Below are 17,884 nucleotides of genomic sequence, written 5' to 3'. Positions count from 1 at the left end.
TTCCCCGACTTGCGTTTTGGAACCTAACGCTGATCCATCGGTATGTAGTCACGCTCAGTTTGGCCGGTGTAGACCTGCCGCGGACGGCCAATCTTGGTCTGTGGGTCCGCCAGCATCTCACGGTATTGCGCGATCCAGCCAGGGATGCGACCAAGCGCGAACAGCGGGGTGAACATCGGGGCGTCAAAGCCGATGACCCGATACAGCAGTCCGGTGTAGAAATCGACGTTCGGGTAAAGGTGGCGAGAAATGAAATAGTCGTCGTGCGTGGCGATGTCCTCAAGTTCCGTGGCAATAGCAAACAAAGCCCGTTCATCGGCAGGCAGGCGATTGTCAACATCGCCTCGGGCCATCAGCTGCTCTAGATAATGTTTGGCGACCACCGCACGCGGGTCGTAACATTTGTAGACGCGGTGGCCGAAACCAGAGATGCGCTTCCCTTCCTTCTTCGTGTTTTCGACAAACTGGCGCACGCTTTCACCGGAATCACGGATGACTTCAAGCTGCCTCAACACCGCTTCGTTGGCACCGCCATGCAGCGGTCCGGAAAGCGCGTTGACACCGGCCGCCACCGCCGAATACAGGTTGGCGTGGGCACTGCCGGCAATGCGCACCACAGAGGTCGAGCAGTTCTGCTCGTGGTCGGCATGGATGATGAGCAGACGGCCCAACGAGTGGATGGAAAGTTCGTCGGATTCGTACGGCTCGTAAGGCACGGCGAAGCACATACGCAGGAAATCGTCGACGTAACCACGAGCGACATCCGGGTAAAGCATGGGCTCGTCGCGACGACGGCGATAGATGTAGCTGACGATGGTGCGGGCCTTGGCCATGATGATGCGCGCCGATTCGTCGAGCTGGTCCGGATCGCTGATGTCGGTGGTGTCCGGATAGAAGGCCGCGAGCGCATTAATGGCCGAGGCGAGCACGCTCATCGGTTGTGCCGAACGCGGGAACGAGGCCATGAAAGTGCGGAAGTCCTCGCCCACCATCGTGCGGTGGTTCAGGTCGAGGCAAAACTGGTCGTATTCGGCCTTGCTTGGCAACTCGCCATGCTGCAGCAACCAAGCCACTTCAAGGAAATCGGACTGTTCGCAAAGCTGCTCGATCGGGTAGCCGCGATAACGCAGGATGGAATTCTGACCGTCGATGAACGTGATTTTGGATTCGCACTGGGCGGTGGTCAGGAAACCCGGGTCGAGGGTGACGAAGCCATCATTTTTGAGGCTGGAGACCACAATGCCGTCCGCTCCCTCCGTGGCCTTGACCACGGGCAGATCGAACTTGCTCGCGTCCACATTGAGTTTTGCCTCCACCATGGCTTTCACCTTCCCTTCCAGTCCCGATGGTGAGTGTGCCACCCGTTTTTCTGTATAACCAGACAAAATCAAGAGCGTTGCCACAACCAATCAGGGATTGAACATACCTTATTGCATGAATGTAAACTGGCGCAACCGATGTCCACGTTCCGTACATCCATCCCTCAAAAATAAGGTTATTGAGGTTACTTTGGGTCTTAGGAATTATTGATTATAAGAAAAACACCAAGGTTAAAACAAAAGTGGCATCCGCACTTCAAGTTGCGGATGCCACTTCGATAAATATAAGGGCTTATTATTCAGCCAAACCGACGATTACTCCCGAACGGTCAGAATCTCGGGGCCGTTGTCGGTGATGGCGATGGTGTGCTCGCTATGGGCACCGTTGGAACCATCGGAGCTGCGCAGCGTCCAGCCGTCCTTGGCATCCTGATAGATCTCGTCGGTGGTCTTCATGAACCACGGTTCGATGGCGATCGTCAGGCCCGGGCGCAACTTATAGCCATGATGAGCCTTGCCATCGTTGGGCACGAACGGGTCGCCGTGCATGACGTGGCCGATGCCGTGTCCGCCGAACTCCATGTTGACCGTGTAACCGTGCTCGTGCGCCACGTCGCCGACCGCGGCGGAGACGTCGCCGAGCCGGTTGCCGGACTGCGCGGCTTCAATGCCGGCTGCGAGCGCCTCTTCCGTGCACTTGATGAGCGCGATATCTTCGGGATTCGGGTCTTTACCGACCACGAAACTCACCGCTGAATCGCCGCACCATCCGTCGACGCTGATGGCCAGATCGAGGCTCACCAAATCGCCGTCTTTCAAGGCGTAATCATAAGGAACCCCGTGCAGCACCGCGTCATTGACCGACGTGCAGATGTAATGCTTGAACGGGCCGGTGCCGAAATCAGGCGCATAATCCACATAGCAGGATTCGGCGCCCTTACGGCTTTCGATGCGGCGACGGACGAGGTCGTCGATCTCGAGCAGGTTGGTGCCGACTTTGGTGGTTTCCTGCAGCTCTTTGAGGATGCTGCCGACGAAGCGGCCGGCCACCTTCATCGAAGCGATTTCCTTTGGCGTTTTCAATTCAATCATGCCTTCACCCTACTTCGCTCGGTCAACAATCTTGGAGCGATCTTTTAATTCGATTCATGAGGGAATTCGCAACGAAATATTATCGAAAACAATTTGTTGTTATCAAATATGAAAAATACCCTGACGTTCTAAATGAATTGTTCGGAACATCGGGGTGTTCGTATCGATGAGCTCTATCACTGTTAAATATCGACAGCTACGATAAGCGCCCTGCAACTCTATCGGTTTTGCAGGGCGCTACCGGCTTTCAGATGTTGCTATCAGTTCTTGCCGAAGCGGAAGGCACGGACGATGGCGAGGATACCCATGACCACCATGGCGATACCGGCGAAAACGACTAGGATGATAACCGAGGCGAACGGAGAGAAGAGCACGACGATACCGGCGAGGATGGAAATGATGCCGTAGAAAATCGCCCAGCCGGACTTCGGCAGACGCCAGGTTTCCACGAGCGCCATGATGCCTTCCATGATCCAGCCGATGCCGACGGTGAGCGTGACCAAAATCGTGAGCAAAGCCGTGGAAATCGCCGTGTTCTTCAGCATAATCACACCGCCAATCACCAAAAGCAGACCGACGAGAATATCGAGCACGCGCCAACCGCCCGGCAATCCGTTTTCTACAATGGCCCCGATGACGCGGATAACACCAGAGACCACGAAGTAGGCGCCCAAAACGATAGCCACGGCCACCAGCGTCTTACCTGGCCAAATCAGCAGTGCAAGGCCGAGCAAAAGAGCAACGATTCCGACCACGCCGTAGACGATGCGGATGGTTTTCTTCGCTTGGTTCGGCAACCACTCCTCGGCCAGCTTGAAGGGGTTCATACGCCACCATTCGTTGCTGCCGGGTTCGGCAGAGCGGGAGTTGAAATGGTTGCTGTTACCTGCGGGGCCGCCGTTGTTGGCTTGCTGCTGCCCGCTCTGCGCGTATTGATACTGGCCACTCTGGTTCGCGTTGGCATATTGGTTACCGGCAGCGTAGGCATTGCCGTTCTGATACTGCTGACCATACTGATTGGGGTCGTTGGCATACGGACCGTAACCGTTGGGGCCATAGCCGCTGTACGGAGCCTGATTCGGGTTGGCATTCTGGCTCTGTCCGTTGTACGGAGCCTGATTCGGGTTCTGACCTTGACCGTTATAGACGTACGGATTACCGTTCGGCCCGCCCTGCGGAGCGCCACCTTGCGTGGCACCGCCTTGATTGCCGGCATATTGTCCGTAGTTCTGGTTGCCCCAAGCCGTATTCTGCGCGTACGCATTACCGTTCCCGGACTGGCTTTGACTGCCGTTCATAGCGTTGGCATTGGGCGCATAAGTCCCATACTCCGGCTGTCCTGCGGGCTGGTTGGTTGACTGTTCCCGATTGTTGTCACTGTTCTCATTCACATTCGAATCATTTTCATTGGTGTTGGCGTCTGACATACCGACTCCTTTTTCTTGTTGCCGTCACCATGAAATCATGTGACGGCACTTCAATTCAACTGCCATGTCATTCAACAGATAAAAATAAAAGCTATTCCTTTGCTATCATCTTATTGCTGCCAAAACCGCAGAAAATACCGATAAAAACCACCCGGTCCCGCACGGTTTTCCTTTATTCTTTTCCCGTTTCTTGTCAGCGAACGCCGATACAGTGGAGCCATGTCTACACCTTTGATTTCAGGCCTTGATACGACCTCATTCTCCAGCACTATCAGCCCCGGCGACGACCTGTTCCGCTTCGTCAACGGACCATGGATTGACACCTACGAACTTCCCGACGACCGCTCACGTTACGGCGCTTTCGACAAGCTCGCCGAGGATTCAGAAAGCCAGATCCGCGACATCCTCGAGGACGAAAATTGCACGGCGCACAAGTCGCAGAGCCTTTACCATGCCTTCCTCGACACTGATGCCATCGAAGCGGCCGGCATCAGCCCCATCAAGGATGCGCTCGATCGCATCGACAACGCCGCTGACAAAGCTGAGCTGACGAAGGTTCTGGGCGAGCTGAGTACGCTCGGCGGGCCCGATTTCTTCGATTGCGGTGTCTACGGCGACCCCGGTGACCCCGAGCACAACATCCTGCATATCGAGCAGGGCGGCATCGGGCTGCCCGACGAGGCCTACTATCGCGAAGATCATTACGCCCCGATTCGCGAGCAGTACGTACACATGGTCATGAAGCTTTTGATGCTGGCCAATTACGGCGACAGCACGAAATGTGAAGCGGATGCCAAGCGTTTCCTTGAGATCGAGACCAAAATCGCTTCGAACCATTGGGACAATGTGGCCACCCGTGACTCGCAGAAAACCTACAATCCCACCGACTTCGCAGAGCTGCGCTCGACGCTCTCCCACTTCGACATCACTTCTTGGCTTGAAACCTGGCAGTCCGCCTACAATGCCCTGCCCGCCGCCAAGTCCCAGCCGCTGAATCTTGCGGCTGCGTTCAATCGCACCATCGTGCACGAACCGAGCTTCCTTTCCGGTTTCGACAAGTTCTGGGACCAAAGTGACCTCGAAGACCTCAAGCTTTGGGCACGTGTAAGCATGATCAGCGGTTCCTCCAGCACATTGAGCAGTGATTTCGACAAGACCCAGTTCGATTTCTACGGCAAGGTGCTTTCGGGCGCCAAGCAGCAGCGCGACCGTTGGAAGCGCGGCGTCTCACTGGTCAACGGCATCTGCGGCGAGGAAGTCGGACGAGAATATGTTCGTCTCCACTTCCCCGAAAGCTCGAAGAAACGGATGGAACAGCTGGTCGCCAACATCATCGAGGCCTATCGCGTCTCCATTTCCGGCAGCGCATGGCTGGGCGAGGAAACCAAAGCGAAGGCCCTCGAAAAACTTTCGAAGTTTACCCCGATGATCGGCTACACCAATCACTGGCGCGATTACACCGCTCTTGACATCAAGCCCGAAATGAGCCTGATGGAAGACCTCAATGCGGCCGTCGCCTACGAGACCGGATTCCAGTTCTCCAAGGTCGGCCAGGTCGTCGACCGCGAGGAATGGCTGATGAACCCACAGACGGTCAACGCCTACTACGAGCCTTCCATGAATGTCATCGTTTTTCCCGCCGCCATCCTTCAGCCGCCGTTCTTCAACCCAGACGCGGACGACGCGGCCAACTACGGCGGTATCGGTGCGGTCATCGGCCACGAAATCGGGCACGGTTTCGACGACCAGGGCAGCCAATACGACGGCGACGGCAAACTCAACGACTGGTGGACCGCCGACGACAAGGCGAACTTCCAGAAACTCACCACGGCGCTGATCAACCAATACAACGGATTCATCCCCTCCCAACTCCAAGAGAAATATGGCGATGACCTAAACCAGGCCCCGCACGTCAACGGTGCGTTGACCATCGGCGAGAACATCGGCGACCTGAGCGGTGTCAACATCAGCCTGAAGGCCTATGCCTTCGCGCTCGACAAGGCTGATGGGCGTCCGGTTGACGGTTCGTCGCAAGCTGTGGCGGCTTCGCTGGCGAGCGCACCGGAAATCGACGGATACACCGGCCTTCAGCGCTTCTTCCTGAGCTACGCCTCCATCTGGCGCACCGCCCAGCGCGAAGAGCTAACGGAACAGTACCTGCAGATCGATCCACACTCCCCCGCCGAGTTCCGCACCAACGGCATCGTGCGCAACGTTGACCTCTATTACAAAGCTTTCGACGTCAAGCCGGAAAACAAGCTCTGGCTTGCCCCCGAAGAGCGCGTATCCATCTGGTAGCCGATAATCAAGCGAGTCGATGGCAATATGCAATAACCGATTGCCTGGGGCTTGCTTGAGTACGACGAGACGATATCGTGGTCAGAGCACAGTCATTGTGCCCCGACCACTTTCTTATTCAATTCACGTTTATTATCCGACAGAGGCCACCAAGCGGTCGGCCGTGGCATGCCCTTCAAAGACTTCGCTGGCATCCCACGGATCTTCACCGGCTTCGTCTCCGGGTTCCGCATTCCCGTTTAAGCTACGACCACCACTTCCACTACCCTGACGGTTATTGTTCCCGTCGTCTGAACCCCGATTCTGGCCTCCGTTTGGCTTATCGGCTTGTACCTCACTGCTGCTGGCCGCCACGTTCTGATTCTGGCTCTGCCCTGCATCACCCGAATTATGCGCGTTCCCCTGTTCCTTGCCGCTCAGTTTCACGCGTTGGAATGTCGAGGTACCGAAGCTCAGGTCGTGGCCGACGCTGGTCGCTTCCATCACCATTTTGCTGTGCTTCGCGCCTTCACGAGTCCATTCCTCAGTCGCCAGATTTCCCGTGGCGATGACCGGATCACCCTTGTGCAGGCTCGAAAACACATTCTCGGCCAACTGGCGGAATACCTTAACGGTAATCCACGTCGTCGGACGGTCGCGCCACTCGTTGACCGTAGGGTTGAAATACCTCGTTGTGCAACCGATTCTGAACGAGACGGCGGCCGGGCCTCCTTCCTTGCCAAAACTTTGCGGGTCTGCGCCCATGAACCCTGAAATCGTCACCGTACCTTGCTGTGTCATCGGCTCTGCTCCCTTGCGAAATTGTATTTGTCTGTTGGTGGACTGCGGGATACGTCACCAGCAACGGAACCCAGCCACATATGCAGCAAAATCCCAGCGCTGAAACCGGCTCAAACGTACCCCGCGGTTCTTCCAGTATGCAGGACGGAACCTCAGGTTTTCAAGCCAAACCGAGCACTGTGGTCGAATGCTCGGGGTCCCGGCGTGTTGTGGATGCAATGTGGACGAAACAAGCGGTATCCACAGCGAAATCCGAAATGTGCACGACGAAAAAGACGTACAAGGGAGAACGGGGTCGAGAAACAGAATATCGGCCAAACCACCAAAAACGGTAGCGGCGCCGCGTACCAAATGATACGCAGCGCCACTACCGGATTTGAAGAAAATAATGAATGCATGCACAAGCTTCGAAGCTACTCACTCATAGTCATAGAAGCCGTGACCTGAAATCTTGCCCATCTTGCCCTTGTCAATGAAGTCCTCCTTCAAGCGACGCGCAAACTCCTTCTGGACGGGATCGGTCGAATCCTTGGAAAGATTGTAAGGCGTCATCATACCGACGGTGTCGTAAATCTGGAACGGGCCGGAAGGCGCGCCCGTGGCGATACGCCAAGTCTTGTCGATGTCTTCGAACGAGGCCACACCGCGCACCCACAGATCCGCAGCGGCGTTGAGCAGCGGAACCAGCAGTGAATTGAGCACGTAACCCGGCTGCTCCTTCTTGATGCGAATCGGGACCATACCGATCTCCTCGGCGAACTGAGCAACCTCTTCGAAAACCTTTGGATCGGTCTTCGGCTGCACCATCACTTCGCCGGTGTTGAACTTCCAGACCTCGTTTGCAAAGTGCAGGCACAGGAACTTCTCCGGGCGGTCGGTAAACGGCGCGATCTTGCTTGGAGGCAGGGTCGAAGAATTCGTGCAGAAAATCGTTTTGGCCGGCGCGTTCTCGCTGACCTTCTTCCATGTATCCTGCTTGATGTCAAGCCGTTCCGGAACCGCCTCGATGACGATATCGGCGTCTTTGAGCGCCTCCTTGATGTCGGCCGTCGGGTGGATGCGCGAAACCGCGGCGTCGAGCTTTTCCTCGGTCACGCCTTTGACATCCTGCCGATAGTTGTCTTTGAGCTGCTCCCAGCGCGCCGGCAACTTCGCGAGAATCTCGTCGCTGATATCGTAGGCAGCCACGTTCTTGCCGCTATACGCCGCTTGGAAAATAATCTGGGAACCGAGAGTACCTGTACCCAGTACTGTTAGATTCTGCATCATTGCCTTCTTTCATCAATCGTTTCACAGAACCTCATCATTCCGTGAAACGCCTTGAAAACATCAATCACTCAAACATCGAATAATTACATTTCATTTATAATTGCTCTTTCATAATACATGAATAATTTGTAGAAACATAGTTTTCAAGCCAAAAAATTAGTGATTTATCAGACAAAATGATTAGCCGTAAAAGCCAGAATTATCATACCCGAAATCAGGAAAACCGGCAATGGCAGGTACTGAAGCACAAACATAAACGGACATGAAAAAGCGCCGTACATCGGTTGATGCACGACGCCGGATAGCAATTAAGCCGTTGCTTATCGAATGGCAACCAAGCACTTCCCGACAACAAACGGCAATGAGCAGGTTCCGGAAAGCGAAACCAAGCCGACCCAGCAATCACTCATAGTCATAGAAGCCATGTCCGGTGGACTTGCCCAGCTTGCCCTTGTCGATGTAATCCTTCTTGATGCGTTCCGCGAACTCACGCTGCACCGGATCCGGGCTGTCTTTCGAAAGGTTGTACGGGGTCATCATACCGACGGTATCGTAAATCTGGAACGGGCCTTCAGGCGAGCCGGTGGCGATGCGCCAGGTCTTGTCAATATCCTCGGCTGAGGCCACGCCACGCACCCACAGGTCGGCGGCAGCATTCAGCAGCGGCACCAGCAGCGAGTTGAGAAGGTAGCCGGGCTGTTCCTTCTTCACGCGGATCGGGACCATACCGATTTCCTCGGCGAACTGTGCAACCTCTTCAAACACTTTCGGATCGGTCTTCGGCTGAGCCATGACCTCGCCGGTGTTGAACTTCCAGATCTCGTTGGCGAAGTGCAGGCTCAGGAACTTGTCTGGGCGATCGACGAACGGCGCCATCCTGCTCGGCAGCAGCGTCGAGGAATTGGTGCAGAACACGGTCTTGTCCGGCGCATATTTGCTAACCTTCTCCCACGTGCTCTGCTTGATGTCGAGACGTTCCGGAATGGCTTCAATAATGATGTCGGCGTCCTTGACCGCATCCTTCAGATCGGCAGTGGTGCGAATGCGCGAGACGGCGGCATCGAGCTTCTCGTCGGTAGCATCGGGAATATCGCGCTTGTACTGCTTCTTCAGATATTCCCAGCGCGCCGGAAGCCCGGCCAAAATCTCGTCACTGATATCATAGGCGACAACGTCCTTGCCCTTATAGGCCGACTGGAAAATAATCTGGGAACCGAGGACACCAGTGCCCAAAACCGTAAGATTCTGCATTGATTTCTTCTTTCGTTATCGTCGCCGCGAATACATCCGACGGACTCGCAGCGGCCTGTGTACTTCGGAACGGCATCAGTTCTTCGATGCGACTCCAAGTCTTACATTTTCATTTTACTTAAAGCGCGGCCAATCGCATATTTAAATTACCTTTTTAATATAAATTTAGGTAATTTTTACATATTTTTCGATGATTTATCGGGCTTGTTATCGCATAAAAAATGTGGCCACCTCCACTATGGGAGACGACCACATTCGATTGTTGCACTAATGATTTAGAGCATCGCGGAATAGCGTTGCGCTAGGGTTTCGGCGGCTTCGCCAGCCGGAACCTTCACCGCATTCTCGCCGTTACGATCGCGCACCTCGATGGTGCCGTCGTTGAGATAATCGCGGCCGACCACGGCGACCAGCGGCACGCCCAGCAGCTCGGCGTCCTTGAACTTGACACCAGGCGAGACCTTCTTGCGGTCGTCGTAGATGACCTCAAGGCCCTTGGACTCAAGCTCGGCGACCAGCTTCTCGGCACCGTCGAACGCCTCGTCCTTCTTGCCCGTGGCGACCACGTGCACGGCGGCGGGCGCGATATTGACCGGCCAGGCCAAGCCCTTTTCGTCGTGGTGGGTTTCGGCGATGCAGGCCATGACGCGCGAGACGCCAATGCCATAACTGCCCATCCACACCGGTACAGCCTTGCCATTCTGGTTCAGGACCTTGAGGCCCAGCGCCTCGGAATACTTGAGGCCAAGCTGGAAGACCTGGCCGATTTCCACGCCGCGTTCGAAGCTCAGCGGGCCGGAGCCGTCCGGGCTCATGTCACCGTCGCGTACCTCGGTGGCCTCGACAGTGCCGTCAGCCTTGAAATCACGACCATAAACCATGTCGAAAGCATCCACACCATCCTTGTCGCCGCCGGTGACCCAAGCGGAACCCTCAGCAATATGCGCGTCAACCAAGTAACGTACCGGATCCTTGATAGCGGAATCCTCGACGCGCGCCTGCGGCCCCAGAACCGACGGTCCGATATAACCTTTGACCAGTTCGGGGTGAGCTTTCAGATCGGCCTCGTTGGCTTCCTCGATCTCGGCAGGCGCGAATTGCGCCTCAAGGCGCTTCATATCAATCTGGCGATCGCCGGGCAGCGCCACGACGACAACCTCACGCCACGGCTTGCGATGCTCTTCGTTCTCGTCATCGGGCTCGCCGGGATGTTTGACCGCGATGACCACGTTCTTCAACATATCGGTCTGCGCCCAGCCACGGCCGTCCTCGCGCGGATAGAGCGCGTTGCACTGGTTGACCATGTCGTCGATGGTCTTGGCATCCGGCAGATCACGCAGGCTCATCGCCGGGGTCTTGGAGCAATCAACAGCCGGAACCTCAGGCGTGGTCAACGCTTCGACGTTCCAAGCCTTGCCGCTGGGAGCCTTGGCGAAGGTATCCTCACCAATGGCCATCGGGGAAAGGAACTCCTGCGATTCGAAGCCGCCCATCGGCCCGGAAACCGCGTGCACCATGATGTAGCCAAGATCAAGACGTTTGAAGATACGCTCGTAGGCATCGCGTTCTTCGACGTAGGCCTTCTTCAAGCCGTCCTCGTCGATGGTGAAGGAATAGCCGTCTTCCATGATGAACTCTCGGCCACGCACAAGACCGGCACGCGGACGGAATTCGTCACGGTACTTGGTCTGGATCTGGTAGAGCGTAACCGGCAAATCCTTATAAGAGGAATACATGTCCTTGACCAGCAGGGTGAACATTTCCTCGTGGGTCGGCGCGAGCAGGTAATCGGCCTCGTGACGGTCCTTGAGTCTGAAGATGTTCTCGCCGTACTCTTCCCAACGATGCGTCGCCTCATACGGTTCCTTCGGCAGTAGGGCCGGGAAATGAACCTCCTGGCCGCCAATGCCGTTTATTTCCTCGCGAACTACGGTCTCGATTTTGTTGAGAACGTTCAAGCCGAGCGGCAACCAGGTCCAGATGCCGGGCGCGGCCTTGCGGATATAGCCGGCTCGCTGGAGCAAGCGCGCCGAATCGACGTCGGCGTCAGCGGGGTCCTCGCGCAGCGTGCGCAGGAACAGGGTGGACATACGAAGTGCTTTTGTCATGGTTCCTAAATTATTCGCGCGAGCCGACATTGACGACGTTGCGAATAACGACAAATTATATGTAAACGCTTCAGAAAAGCTCGTCCTGGGCGAATTCGTCGGTGTCGCCAGCGAGCTGACCGGAAGCCTGTTTGGTGAAGGCGTCGCTGCCTTCTTCGGCCAGACGGGCGCAAGCAGCCTTGGAATTGTCACGAAGCTCACCGTCCAGCAAAACGGCGTCAGGTGAGACCATGAACGCGCGTTCACTGATGTCATCAAGATAAAGGCCGTCGAGGTTTTCCACACGGGAAAGCGCCACATAGCCCATACCGGGCGCGAAAGTGCGGCGCAGGTTCATCACCGCGCGGTCGAGGGTCATACCTTGCGACTTGTGGATGGTGATGGCCCAGGCGCAACGCAACGGCACTTGCTTGACGCTGGCCAGTACGCTCTCACCGTCCATCATGTCCCACGAAGCCTGCTTCATGGTCACCGTGTTGCCATTTTCGAAGGCAACAATCGGCCAGCCGCCCTTCGCTTCTGAAACGAAACCCTCCACCTTGCCAATGGATCCGTTGACATACTGGTGATCGGCATCATTACGCAACGCCATCACTGCCGCCCCGGTTTTGAGCTCCAGTTTTTCGGGGGCGAGCATGTTCTTCTTAAGCCTTTTGACCAGGTTGGCCGGACCCGCCGATTCGGCGACATAGTCGTGCGTTTCATCGTGAATCTGCGAAAGTCGCAGATCATTCAACGTGTCGGCCTGCTTATTGACCGGGAACAGATGGACGGCCACTTCCCCATCAGCAGGCGATTTGCCAAGACGGTCGGCAAGCACGTCATGATCTTCCTGCGTAACGCCGCCTTCGCGAATATCAGTGAGCACGGTGAGCAACTGGCCATCATCCTGACGGTGTTGCTCGGTCAAATAGCAGACCACGGGATTGAGCTCATCCCAGACCAACGATTCAGTGACGAATCCGTCAGCGTCCTTGCCTGCATCGGCATAACGCTGACGTGACATCAAAAATTCCGGGCTCGGCGCCATATCGTCACGACGGAATGATTTCTTGACCGGCGGCAACTGGAAGAAATCGCCGGAGAGCACGACCTGCAGCCCGCCGAACGGCTCGGGGCTGTGCCGCAACGCTCGGCAGACGTCGTCGACCATGTCGAAAAGCCACGCGGGCAACATCGAAACCTCATCAATGACGAGAATATCGGCCGCCTCAATCTTGCGCTTACGACGCGAACGAATCCGTTTCAGCAGTTCCGAGGTCATGACCTGTGAGACGCCGACGCCGGACCAGGAATGGATGGTCTGGCCATTGATATGCGTGGCCGCGATACCGGTGGATGCGGTGACAGCGACGGAAGCGCCACGGGCACGTGCTGAGCGGATGAACTCGTTCAGCACGTAGGTTTTGCCGGCACCAGGAGCACCCGTGATGAACGCGTTCGCCCCCGCGTCAAGAATCGTCAGTGCTTCCGCCTGCTTCATGCCGTTTCTCCTTTGTTTTTGCCAGTACTTACTTATCCACTGTCATATGCCGTGGTAAAAGCACCACCATCAACCCCAAAAGGTGCTTTTCACCTCAGTTCATTGCCCCAACTGTGAGAAAAGCACCAAAAACGCCTCAAAAACGTGCTTTTCACCTCAGTCTGGTGCCCTACCTGTAAGAAAAGCACCAAAATCAGCCTGAAATGGTGCTTTTTGCCGCTATTTACCAACTAACTGAGAAGAAAAGCACCTTTTCGCCACGCGTATTACTTATTGAGTAGGCTCGTGGCTTCGATGTCGGCTTCAATCTTCTTGGCCTGGGCTTCGTCCGGGCCGGGCGACGGAGCCATGAAGGCCTCGCGATAGTAACGCAGCTCGTCAAGCGACTCGATGATGTCAGCAAGGGCACGGTGACCGCCGTTCTTCGGCGGACGGTTCATGTACACTGCCGGATACCAGCGACGCGCGAGCTCCTTGATGGTGCTCACGTCGATGCTGCGATAATGCAGATGGCTCATGAAGTTGGGCATGAAGTGGTCGAGGAACTTCTTGTCACTGCCGATGGTGTTGCCGGCCAGCAGCGGTTTGACCCCGTCCGGAGTGAAGCGGGCGACATACTCGGTGACTTTCTTTTCAGCGTCGGCCAGACTCAGGCCGGTCTCCCACTCGTTGATGAGGCCGGAACGGGTGTGCATAGCGCGCACGAAGTCACCCATGTGGTCGACGGCCTTCTGCGACGGCTTGATGACATAATCCACACCTTCGTCGAGCACTTTCAGATTGAAATCGGTCGGCACCACGGAGACCTCCACGAGCTCGTCGCCGCCGAAGATATCGAGGCCGGTCATCTCGCAGTCGATCCAAATCAGGCGGGAATCCTCCGCCGAATACGTTTCGTCATCCTGAGCATTCACCATAATATTGACCCTTTCGCTGCCACTAACAGAACTCTACACACTATCTCACATGGCTGACCGATAGCTACTAGTCTGGTTTATTTTACTTACTGACGTGGTGGGGTGGGGATATACAATGCTGAGGCACCCTCCAGGCCGGTAGGCCAAGCTTTATGCCACAGCATCGCATATCCCCACCCCACCACTCAACCACCTAATTATTTTTATTTCGCTTTATAAGTCCGCACCGAACTTCATTAGCATTTAACGACACCACGTACATTATTCAGTTCTTTATCACTCTAATCGTTGAGTGGAGGGGCTGGGATATGCGATGATCGACCGTAAAGACTTGGCCTGAGCGGCCCGGAGCGTGTCGAGCATTGTATATCCCAGCCCCTCCACGTCAGTTACTTAGCGCTAGAACTGAGAAAATAATAAATATCAGTCGTTGTGGAAACCACTGTAGTTCGGGGCCTCGGTGGTCATCACGATGTCATGCGGATGCGATTCGCGCAGACCTGCCGTAGTGATGCGGATAAAGCGGCCCTTTTCGGCCATTTCCTTGATGTTGTGGGCACCGATGTAGAACATCGACTGGTGCAGGCCACCGATCATCTGATAGAGCACCGCGTTGAGCGAACCGCGATACGGCACTTCGCCTTCGACGCCTTCGGGGATGACTTTGTCGTTGCTGGTGACGTCAGCCTGGAAGTAGCGGTCCTTGGAATAGGACTTCTTGCCGCGCGGGGCCATCGCGCCGAGTGAGCCCATGCCGCGGTAGAGCTTGTACTGCTTGCCATGCAGCAGCACCTTTTCGCCCGGGGTCTCGTCGCAGCCTGCGAGCGCACCGCCGAGCATGACGGTCGAAGCACCGGCCACGAGCGCCTTGGCGATGTCGCCTGAATAGTGGATGCCGCCGTCAGCGATGCAGGGCACACCGGCTGCACGGCAGACCTGGGCCGCGTCATAGACGGCCGTAAGCTGCGGAACGCCGACACCAGCTACCACGCGCGTGGTGCAGATAGAGCCGGGTCCAACGCCGACCTTGACTGCATCGACGCCAGCATCAATCATGGCCTGAGCGCCGGAAGCGGTCGCCACATTGCCGCCGATGATCTGCACACCGTTGAACGCACGGTCGGACTTCAAACGCTTGATCATATCGAGGGCAAGGTGAGCCTCGCCGTTGGCGGTATCGACCACCAGCACGTCGACGCCGGCCTCCATCAGTGCGGAAGCACGCTGCCACGCGTCACCCAAGAAGCCAATGCCCGCGGCCACACGCAGACGGCCTTGATCGTCCTTGGTGGCGTCCGGGTACTGCTCGGTCTTCACAAAGTCCTTGACGGTGATGAGACCGGCCAGCTTGCCTTCGCTATCGACCAATGGCAGCTTTTCGACTTTGTGACGAGCCAGAAGGTCATGCGCGTCTTCACGCGAGATGTTGGCCGGACCGGTGATGAGCCCGTCCTTGGTCATGACGTCCTTGACCTTGAGCTTGTCGTAATCTTCGGAAGCGATGAAGCGCATGTCACGATTGGTGATGATGCCGAGCAGCTTGTTGTCGCTGTCGACCACAGGAAGGCCCGAAATATGGAAACGGCCACACAGCTTGTCGAGATCGGCAAGGGTGGCCTCGGGGTTGACGGTGAGCGGGTCGGTAATCATACCCGATTCGCTGCGCTTGACGATGTCGACCTGCGAGGCCTGATCGTCGATGGAAAGATTGCGGTGCAGCACGCCGATGCCGCCGTTTCGTGCCATGGCGATGGCCATGTCGGATTCGGTGACGGTGTCCATAGCAGCCGAAAGTACGGGCACTTTCATGGTAATTTCACGGGTCAGATGCGTGGTCGTGTCCACGTGAGAAGGAATGACATCGGTCTCGTTGGGCAGAAGTAATACATCATCGTAGGCCAATCCCATCTTTGCAAAAACAGGAGGAAGTGGATTGAATGATGACTGGATATCAGGTTGAGAATTTAAAGCCATAGCACAACTATATGGGCGCGGGGTGACGAGCATCACCATTCGTTGTGGTTACTTGTGCTTTCCGGAATGTCGCGCATTGCGCACGTCCGGATCCTCTTCTTTCTGCAGTTCCAGCCACCTTCGCATCAGGTACGGGGACATCGTACATATCGTCAGAATCACGGCTGCGATGACCATACCGATGGCCACATATTGCCAGCGGAAGAAGAGAATCATGATCGAGCCAAAGGAAATCAGCGCCGCCCAGCCCCATAGGATCAGCACCGCGCCCTGAACGCTGTGGCCAATGCGCAGCATGCGGTGATGCAGATGCATGCGGTCAGGGTGCATCGGCGACTGGCCTTTGCTCAGGCGTCGCACGATGGCCAGACACATGTCGAGAACGGGTAGGAAGAGTACAAGAATCGGCAGCAATATCGGCATAAACGCCGGCAGATAAAGGCTGGTATGCACGGAGGCCGGGTCGAGGTGTCCGGTCATGATGATCGATGCGCAGGTAATCATATAACCTAGAAGCATCGAGCCGGAATCACCCATAAAGAGCTTCGCGGGGTGCCAGTTATGCAGCAAAAAGCCGACGCAAATACCGACAAGGGCAACGTCAAGCAGCGTGGCCATCGAAGCGTAACTCGGAGTGGAACGGGCTATCACATAAGAATAAACAGCGAACGCAATGCCGCCGATGGCGACGATGCCCGAGGCAAGTCCATCGAGGCCGTCAACGAAATTAACGGCGTTAATCGAGGCAACGATCAGGAAAGCCGTAATGGCCATGGAAATGCTCGGCGAGGCCGTCACCAATGAGCCGAACGGCAGGAAGATGATCTGCACGCCGCCCCACGCCACGAACACGGAAATCAGGAGCTGACCTGCAAGTTTGAGCATCCAATCCAGGTCCCATAGGTCATCTGCCACACCAAGCAGGCAAATCAGCACCGCACCGGCGAGCACCACCCACGCCTGATACGAACCGACGAAAAGGCCTGATATGAAAGGCATTTTGCTGGCGAACACAATCGCTACCGTAAGTCCTATGAGCATCGCCAGCCCACCCATACGCGGGGTCGGCACCGTGTGCACATCGCGGGCGCGAACTTCTCCTACTGCACCGATTTCGATGGCAAGATGGCGAATCAGGGGGGTAACTAGCCAAGTGGCGCCTCCCGCAATCGCGGCGATAAACAGGTAGACTCTCACGCGTGCAGACTCCTGTTTTCGGCATTCATCAACGCGGCACGCACCTGAGCGGAGGAAATAACGCCCTCGCGCACAATCGAAATACCGTCCCGCTCGCCGGCATCCGCAGCGACCACAGTGCTCGCGACATGGCTCACGGTAGGTCCTCCGTCAAGATACAGGTCAACGTCATCGCCCAGTGCTGCCACCGCTTCCTCAACCGTTTGTGGGCTTTCTCCCCCACTGCGGTTCGCGCTCGAGCAGGCCAAAGGCCCTGTGGCACGCAACGTCTTGAGGCAAGCCTCGGAATCCGGCACGCGCACGGCCTGAGTTTTGCTGCCGTTCAATTCCTCGCGCAAAGTAACCAGCTTCGAACCGGTTTCGGCCACGGCAATCGGCGAAAACGGGCCAGGCAGAAAAGCCTTGGCAAGCCGATCCAGCGGAACAGGAAGACACAATCCAAGCCCATCCAAATCATCGACGGATGACAGCAGCACCTGCAACGCCTTGCTGCGCGGTCGCCTTTTCGCCTCATAGATACGGCTAACGGCCTCGGCACTGAAGGGACTCGCAGCGACGCCGTAGACCGTATCAGTCGGCAATACGACGAGCCCGCCGTCCTTGACAATCTTGGCCGCCAAAGCCAAGGATTCGTCATCAATCGCACGCACTTCACTCATATTGCCTCCAACACAAAAGTACGTCTTAATTGCACCATTGCGCCCCGACTTCACCAACAAGTCACGAGTGTATTACACTAAGTGATTCAAGTTTCTATTACTTCCACTCC

Annotated in this window: 13 protein-coding genes; 1 reads left to right on the top strand and 12 read right to left on the bottom strand. The window is 56.2% G+C overall.

Annotated elements, in window-relative coordinates:
- Positions 1–23: 23 nt before the first annotated feature.
- From OZX72_RS03150 to OZX72_RS03140, 3 genes are all read right to left on the bottom strand, one after another.
- Positions 24–1,319, bottom strand: coding sequence for a citrate synthase (locus tag OZX72_RS03150; RefSeq protein ID WP_277158962.1), 1,296 nt, complete (start codon positions 1,317–1,319; stop codon positions 24–26).
- A 315-nt stretch (positions 1,320–1,634) separates the two neighbouring features.
- Positions 1,635–2,411, bottom strand: coding sequence for a type I methionyl aminopeptidase (map, locus tag OZX72_RS03145; protein ID WP_277158961.1), 777 nt, complete (start codon positions 2,409–2,411; stop codon positions 1,635–1,637).
- A 260-nt stretch (positions 2,412–2,671) separates the two neighbouring features.
- The gene (locus tag OZX72_RS03140; RefSeq protein WP_277158960.1) at positions 2,672–3,838 is read right to left on the bottom strand and encodes a DUF308 domain-containing protein; all 1,167 of its coding nucleotides are present in this window, start codon (positions 3,836–3,838) and stop codon (positions 2,672–2,674) included.
- A gap of 219 nt (positions 3,839–4,057) precedes the next feature.
- On the opposite strand from OZX72_RS03140, the gene OZX72_RS03135 reads away from it, so the two are divergent.
- Positions 4,058–6,136: a M13-type metalloendopeptidase gene (locus OZX72_RS03135; protein ID WP_277158959.1), complete on the top strand. Its 2,079-nt coding sequence runs from the start codon at positions 4,058–4,060 to the stop codon at positions 6,134–6,136.
- Positions 6,137–6,268: 132 nt separating this feature from the next.
- On the opposite strand, the gene OZX72_RS03130 is transcribed toward OZX72_RS03135, so the two are convergent.
- The 9 genes from OZX72_RS03130 to OZX72_RS03090 all read right to left on the bottom strand — a co-directional run bounded on the left by OZX72_RS03130 (position 6,269) and on the right by OZX72_RS03090 (position 17,774).
- A complete protein-coding gene (locus OZX72_RS03130; RefSeq protein ID WP_277158958.1) occupies positions 6,269–6,916 on the bottom strand; it encodes a single-stranded DNA-binding protein in 648 nt (215 codons plus the stop codon).
- A gap of 417 nt (positions 6,917–7,333) precedes the next feature.
- The gene (locus OZX72_RS03125; protein ID WP_277158957.1) at positions 7,334–8,185 is read right to left on the bottom strand and encodes a 3-hydroxyacyl-CoA dehydrogenase; all 852 of its coding nucleotides are present in this window, start codon (positions 8,183–8,185) and stop codon (positions 7,334–7,336) included.
- 402 nt (positions 8,186–8,587) lie between these two features.
- Complete coding sequence (locus OZX72_RS03120) at positions 8,588–9,436, bottom strand: 3-hydroxyacyl-CoA dehydrogenase (RefSeq protein ID WP_277158956.1); 849 nt, start codon at positions 9,434–9,436, stop codon at positions 8,588–8,590.
- Positions 9,437–9,711: 275 nt separating this feature from the next.
- Positions 9,712–11,526 (bottom strand): proline--tRNA ligase, encoded by a 1,815-nt coding sequence (locus OZX72_RS03115; RefSeq protein WP_277159345.1) that lies wholly within the window; start codon positions 11,524–11,526, stop codon positions 9,712–9,714.
- Between the two features lie 88 nt (positions 11,527–11,614).
- The gene (locus tag OZX72_RS03110) at positions 11,615–13,027 is read right to left on the bottom strand and encodes a PIF1 family DEAD/DEAH box helicase (RefSeq protein WP_277158955.1); all 1,413 of its coding nucleotides are present in this window, start codon (positions 13,025–13,027) and stop codon (positions 11,615–11,617) included.
- Positions 13,028–13,293: 266 nt separating this feature from the next.
- The gene (gene orn, locus OZX72_RS03105; protein WP_277158954.1) at positions 13,294–13,944 is read right to left on the bottom strand and encodes an oligoribonuclease; all 651 of its coding nucleotides are present in this window, start codon (positions 13,942–13,944) and stop codon (positions 13,294–13,296) included.
- 423 nt (positions 13,945–14,367) lie between these two features.
- Entirely contained in the window at positions 14,368–15,918 is a 1,551-nt protein-coding gene (gene guaB, locus OZX72_RS03100; protein WP_277158953.1) for an IMP dehydrogenase, read from the bottom strand.
- 48 nt (positions 15,919–15,966) lie between these two features.
- A complete protein-coding gene (locus OZX72_RS03095) occupies positions 15,967–17,115 on the bottom strand; it encodes an MraY family glycosyltransferase (protein WP_277158952.1) in 1,149 nt (382 codons plus the stop codon).
- Positions 17,112–17,774, bottom strand: a complete 663-nt coding sequence (locus tag OZX72_RS03090) for an L-threonylcarbamoyladenylate synthase (protein ID WP_277158951.1) — start codon at positions 17,772–17,774, stop codon at positions 17,112–17,114. The genes OZX72_RS03095 and OZX72_RS03090 overlap by 4 nt, the downstream gene beginning before the upstream one ends.
- Positions 17,775–17,884 lie beyond the last annotated feature (110 nt).

The sequence above is a fragment of the Bifidobacterium sp. ESL0769 genome (assembly GCF_029395495.1).
GTDB lineage: Bacteria > Actinomycetota > Actinomycetes > Actinomycetales > Bifidobacteriaceae > Bifidobacterium.
The sequence above is the reverse complement of the archived record's forward strand: the minus strand, read 5'-3'. Positions and strand labels throughout refer to the sequence as shown.

Bases quoted from the DNA above. Each gene is read 5' to 3' on its own strand.
- OZX72_RS03150 (WP_277158962.1), bottom strand. From the start codon at position 1,319: ATGGTGGAGGCAAAACTCAATGTGGACGCGAGCAAGTTCGATCTGCCC.
- map (WP_277158961.1), bottom strand. From the start codon at position 2,411: ATGATTGAATTGAAAACGCCAAAGGAAATCGCTTCGATGAAGGTGGCC.
- OZX72_RS03140 (WP_277158960.1), bottom strand. From the start codon at position 3,838: ATGTCAGACGCCAACACCAATGAAAATGATTCGAATGTGAATGAGAAC.
- OZX72_RS03135 (WP_277158959.1), top strand. From the start codon at position 4,058: ATGTCTACACCTTTGATTTCAGGCCTTGATACGACCTCATTCTCCAGC.
- OZX72_RS03130 (WP_277158958.1), bottom strand. From the start codon at position 6,916: ATGACACAGCAAGGTACGGTGACGATTTCAGGGTTCATGGGCGCAGAC.
- OZX72_RS03125 (WP_277158957.1), bottom strand. From the start codon at position 8,185: ATGATGCAGAATCTAACAGTACTGGGTACAGGTACTCTCGGTTCCCAG.
- OZX72_RS03120 (WP_277158956.1), bottom strand. From the start codon at position 9,436: ATGCAGAATCTTACGGTTTTGGGCACTGGTGTCCTCGGTTCCCAGATT.
- OZX72_RS03115 (WP_277159345.1), bottom strand. From the start codon at position 11,526: ATGTCCACCCTGTTCCTGCGCACGCTGCGCGAGGACCCCGCTGACGCC.
- OZX72_RS03110 (WP_277158955.1), bottom strand. From the start codon at position 13,027: ATGAAGCAGGCGGAAGCACTGACGATTCTTGACGCGGGGGCGAACGCG.
- orn (WP_277158954.1), bottom strand. From the start codon at position 13,944: ATGGTGAATGCTCAGGATGACGAAACGTATTCGGCGGAGGATTCCCGC.
- guaB (WP_277158953.1), bottom strand. From the start codon at position 15,918: ATGGCTTTAAATTCTCAACCTGATATCCAGTCATCATTCAATCCACTT.
- OZX72_RS03090 (WP_277158951.1), bottom strand. From the start codon at position 17,774: ATGAGTGAAGTGCGTGCGATTGATGACGAATCCTTGGCTTTGGCGGCC.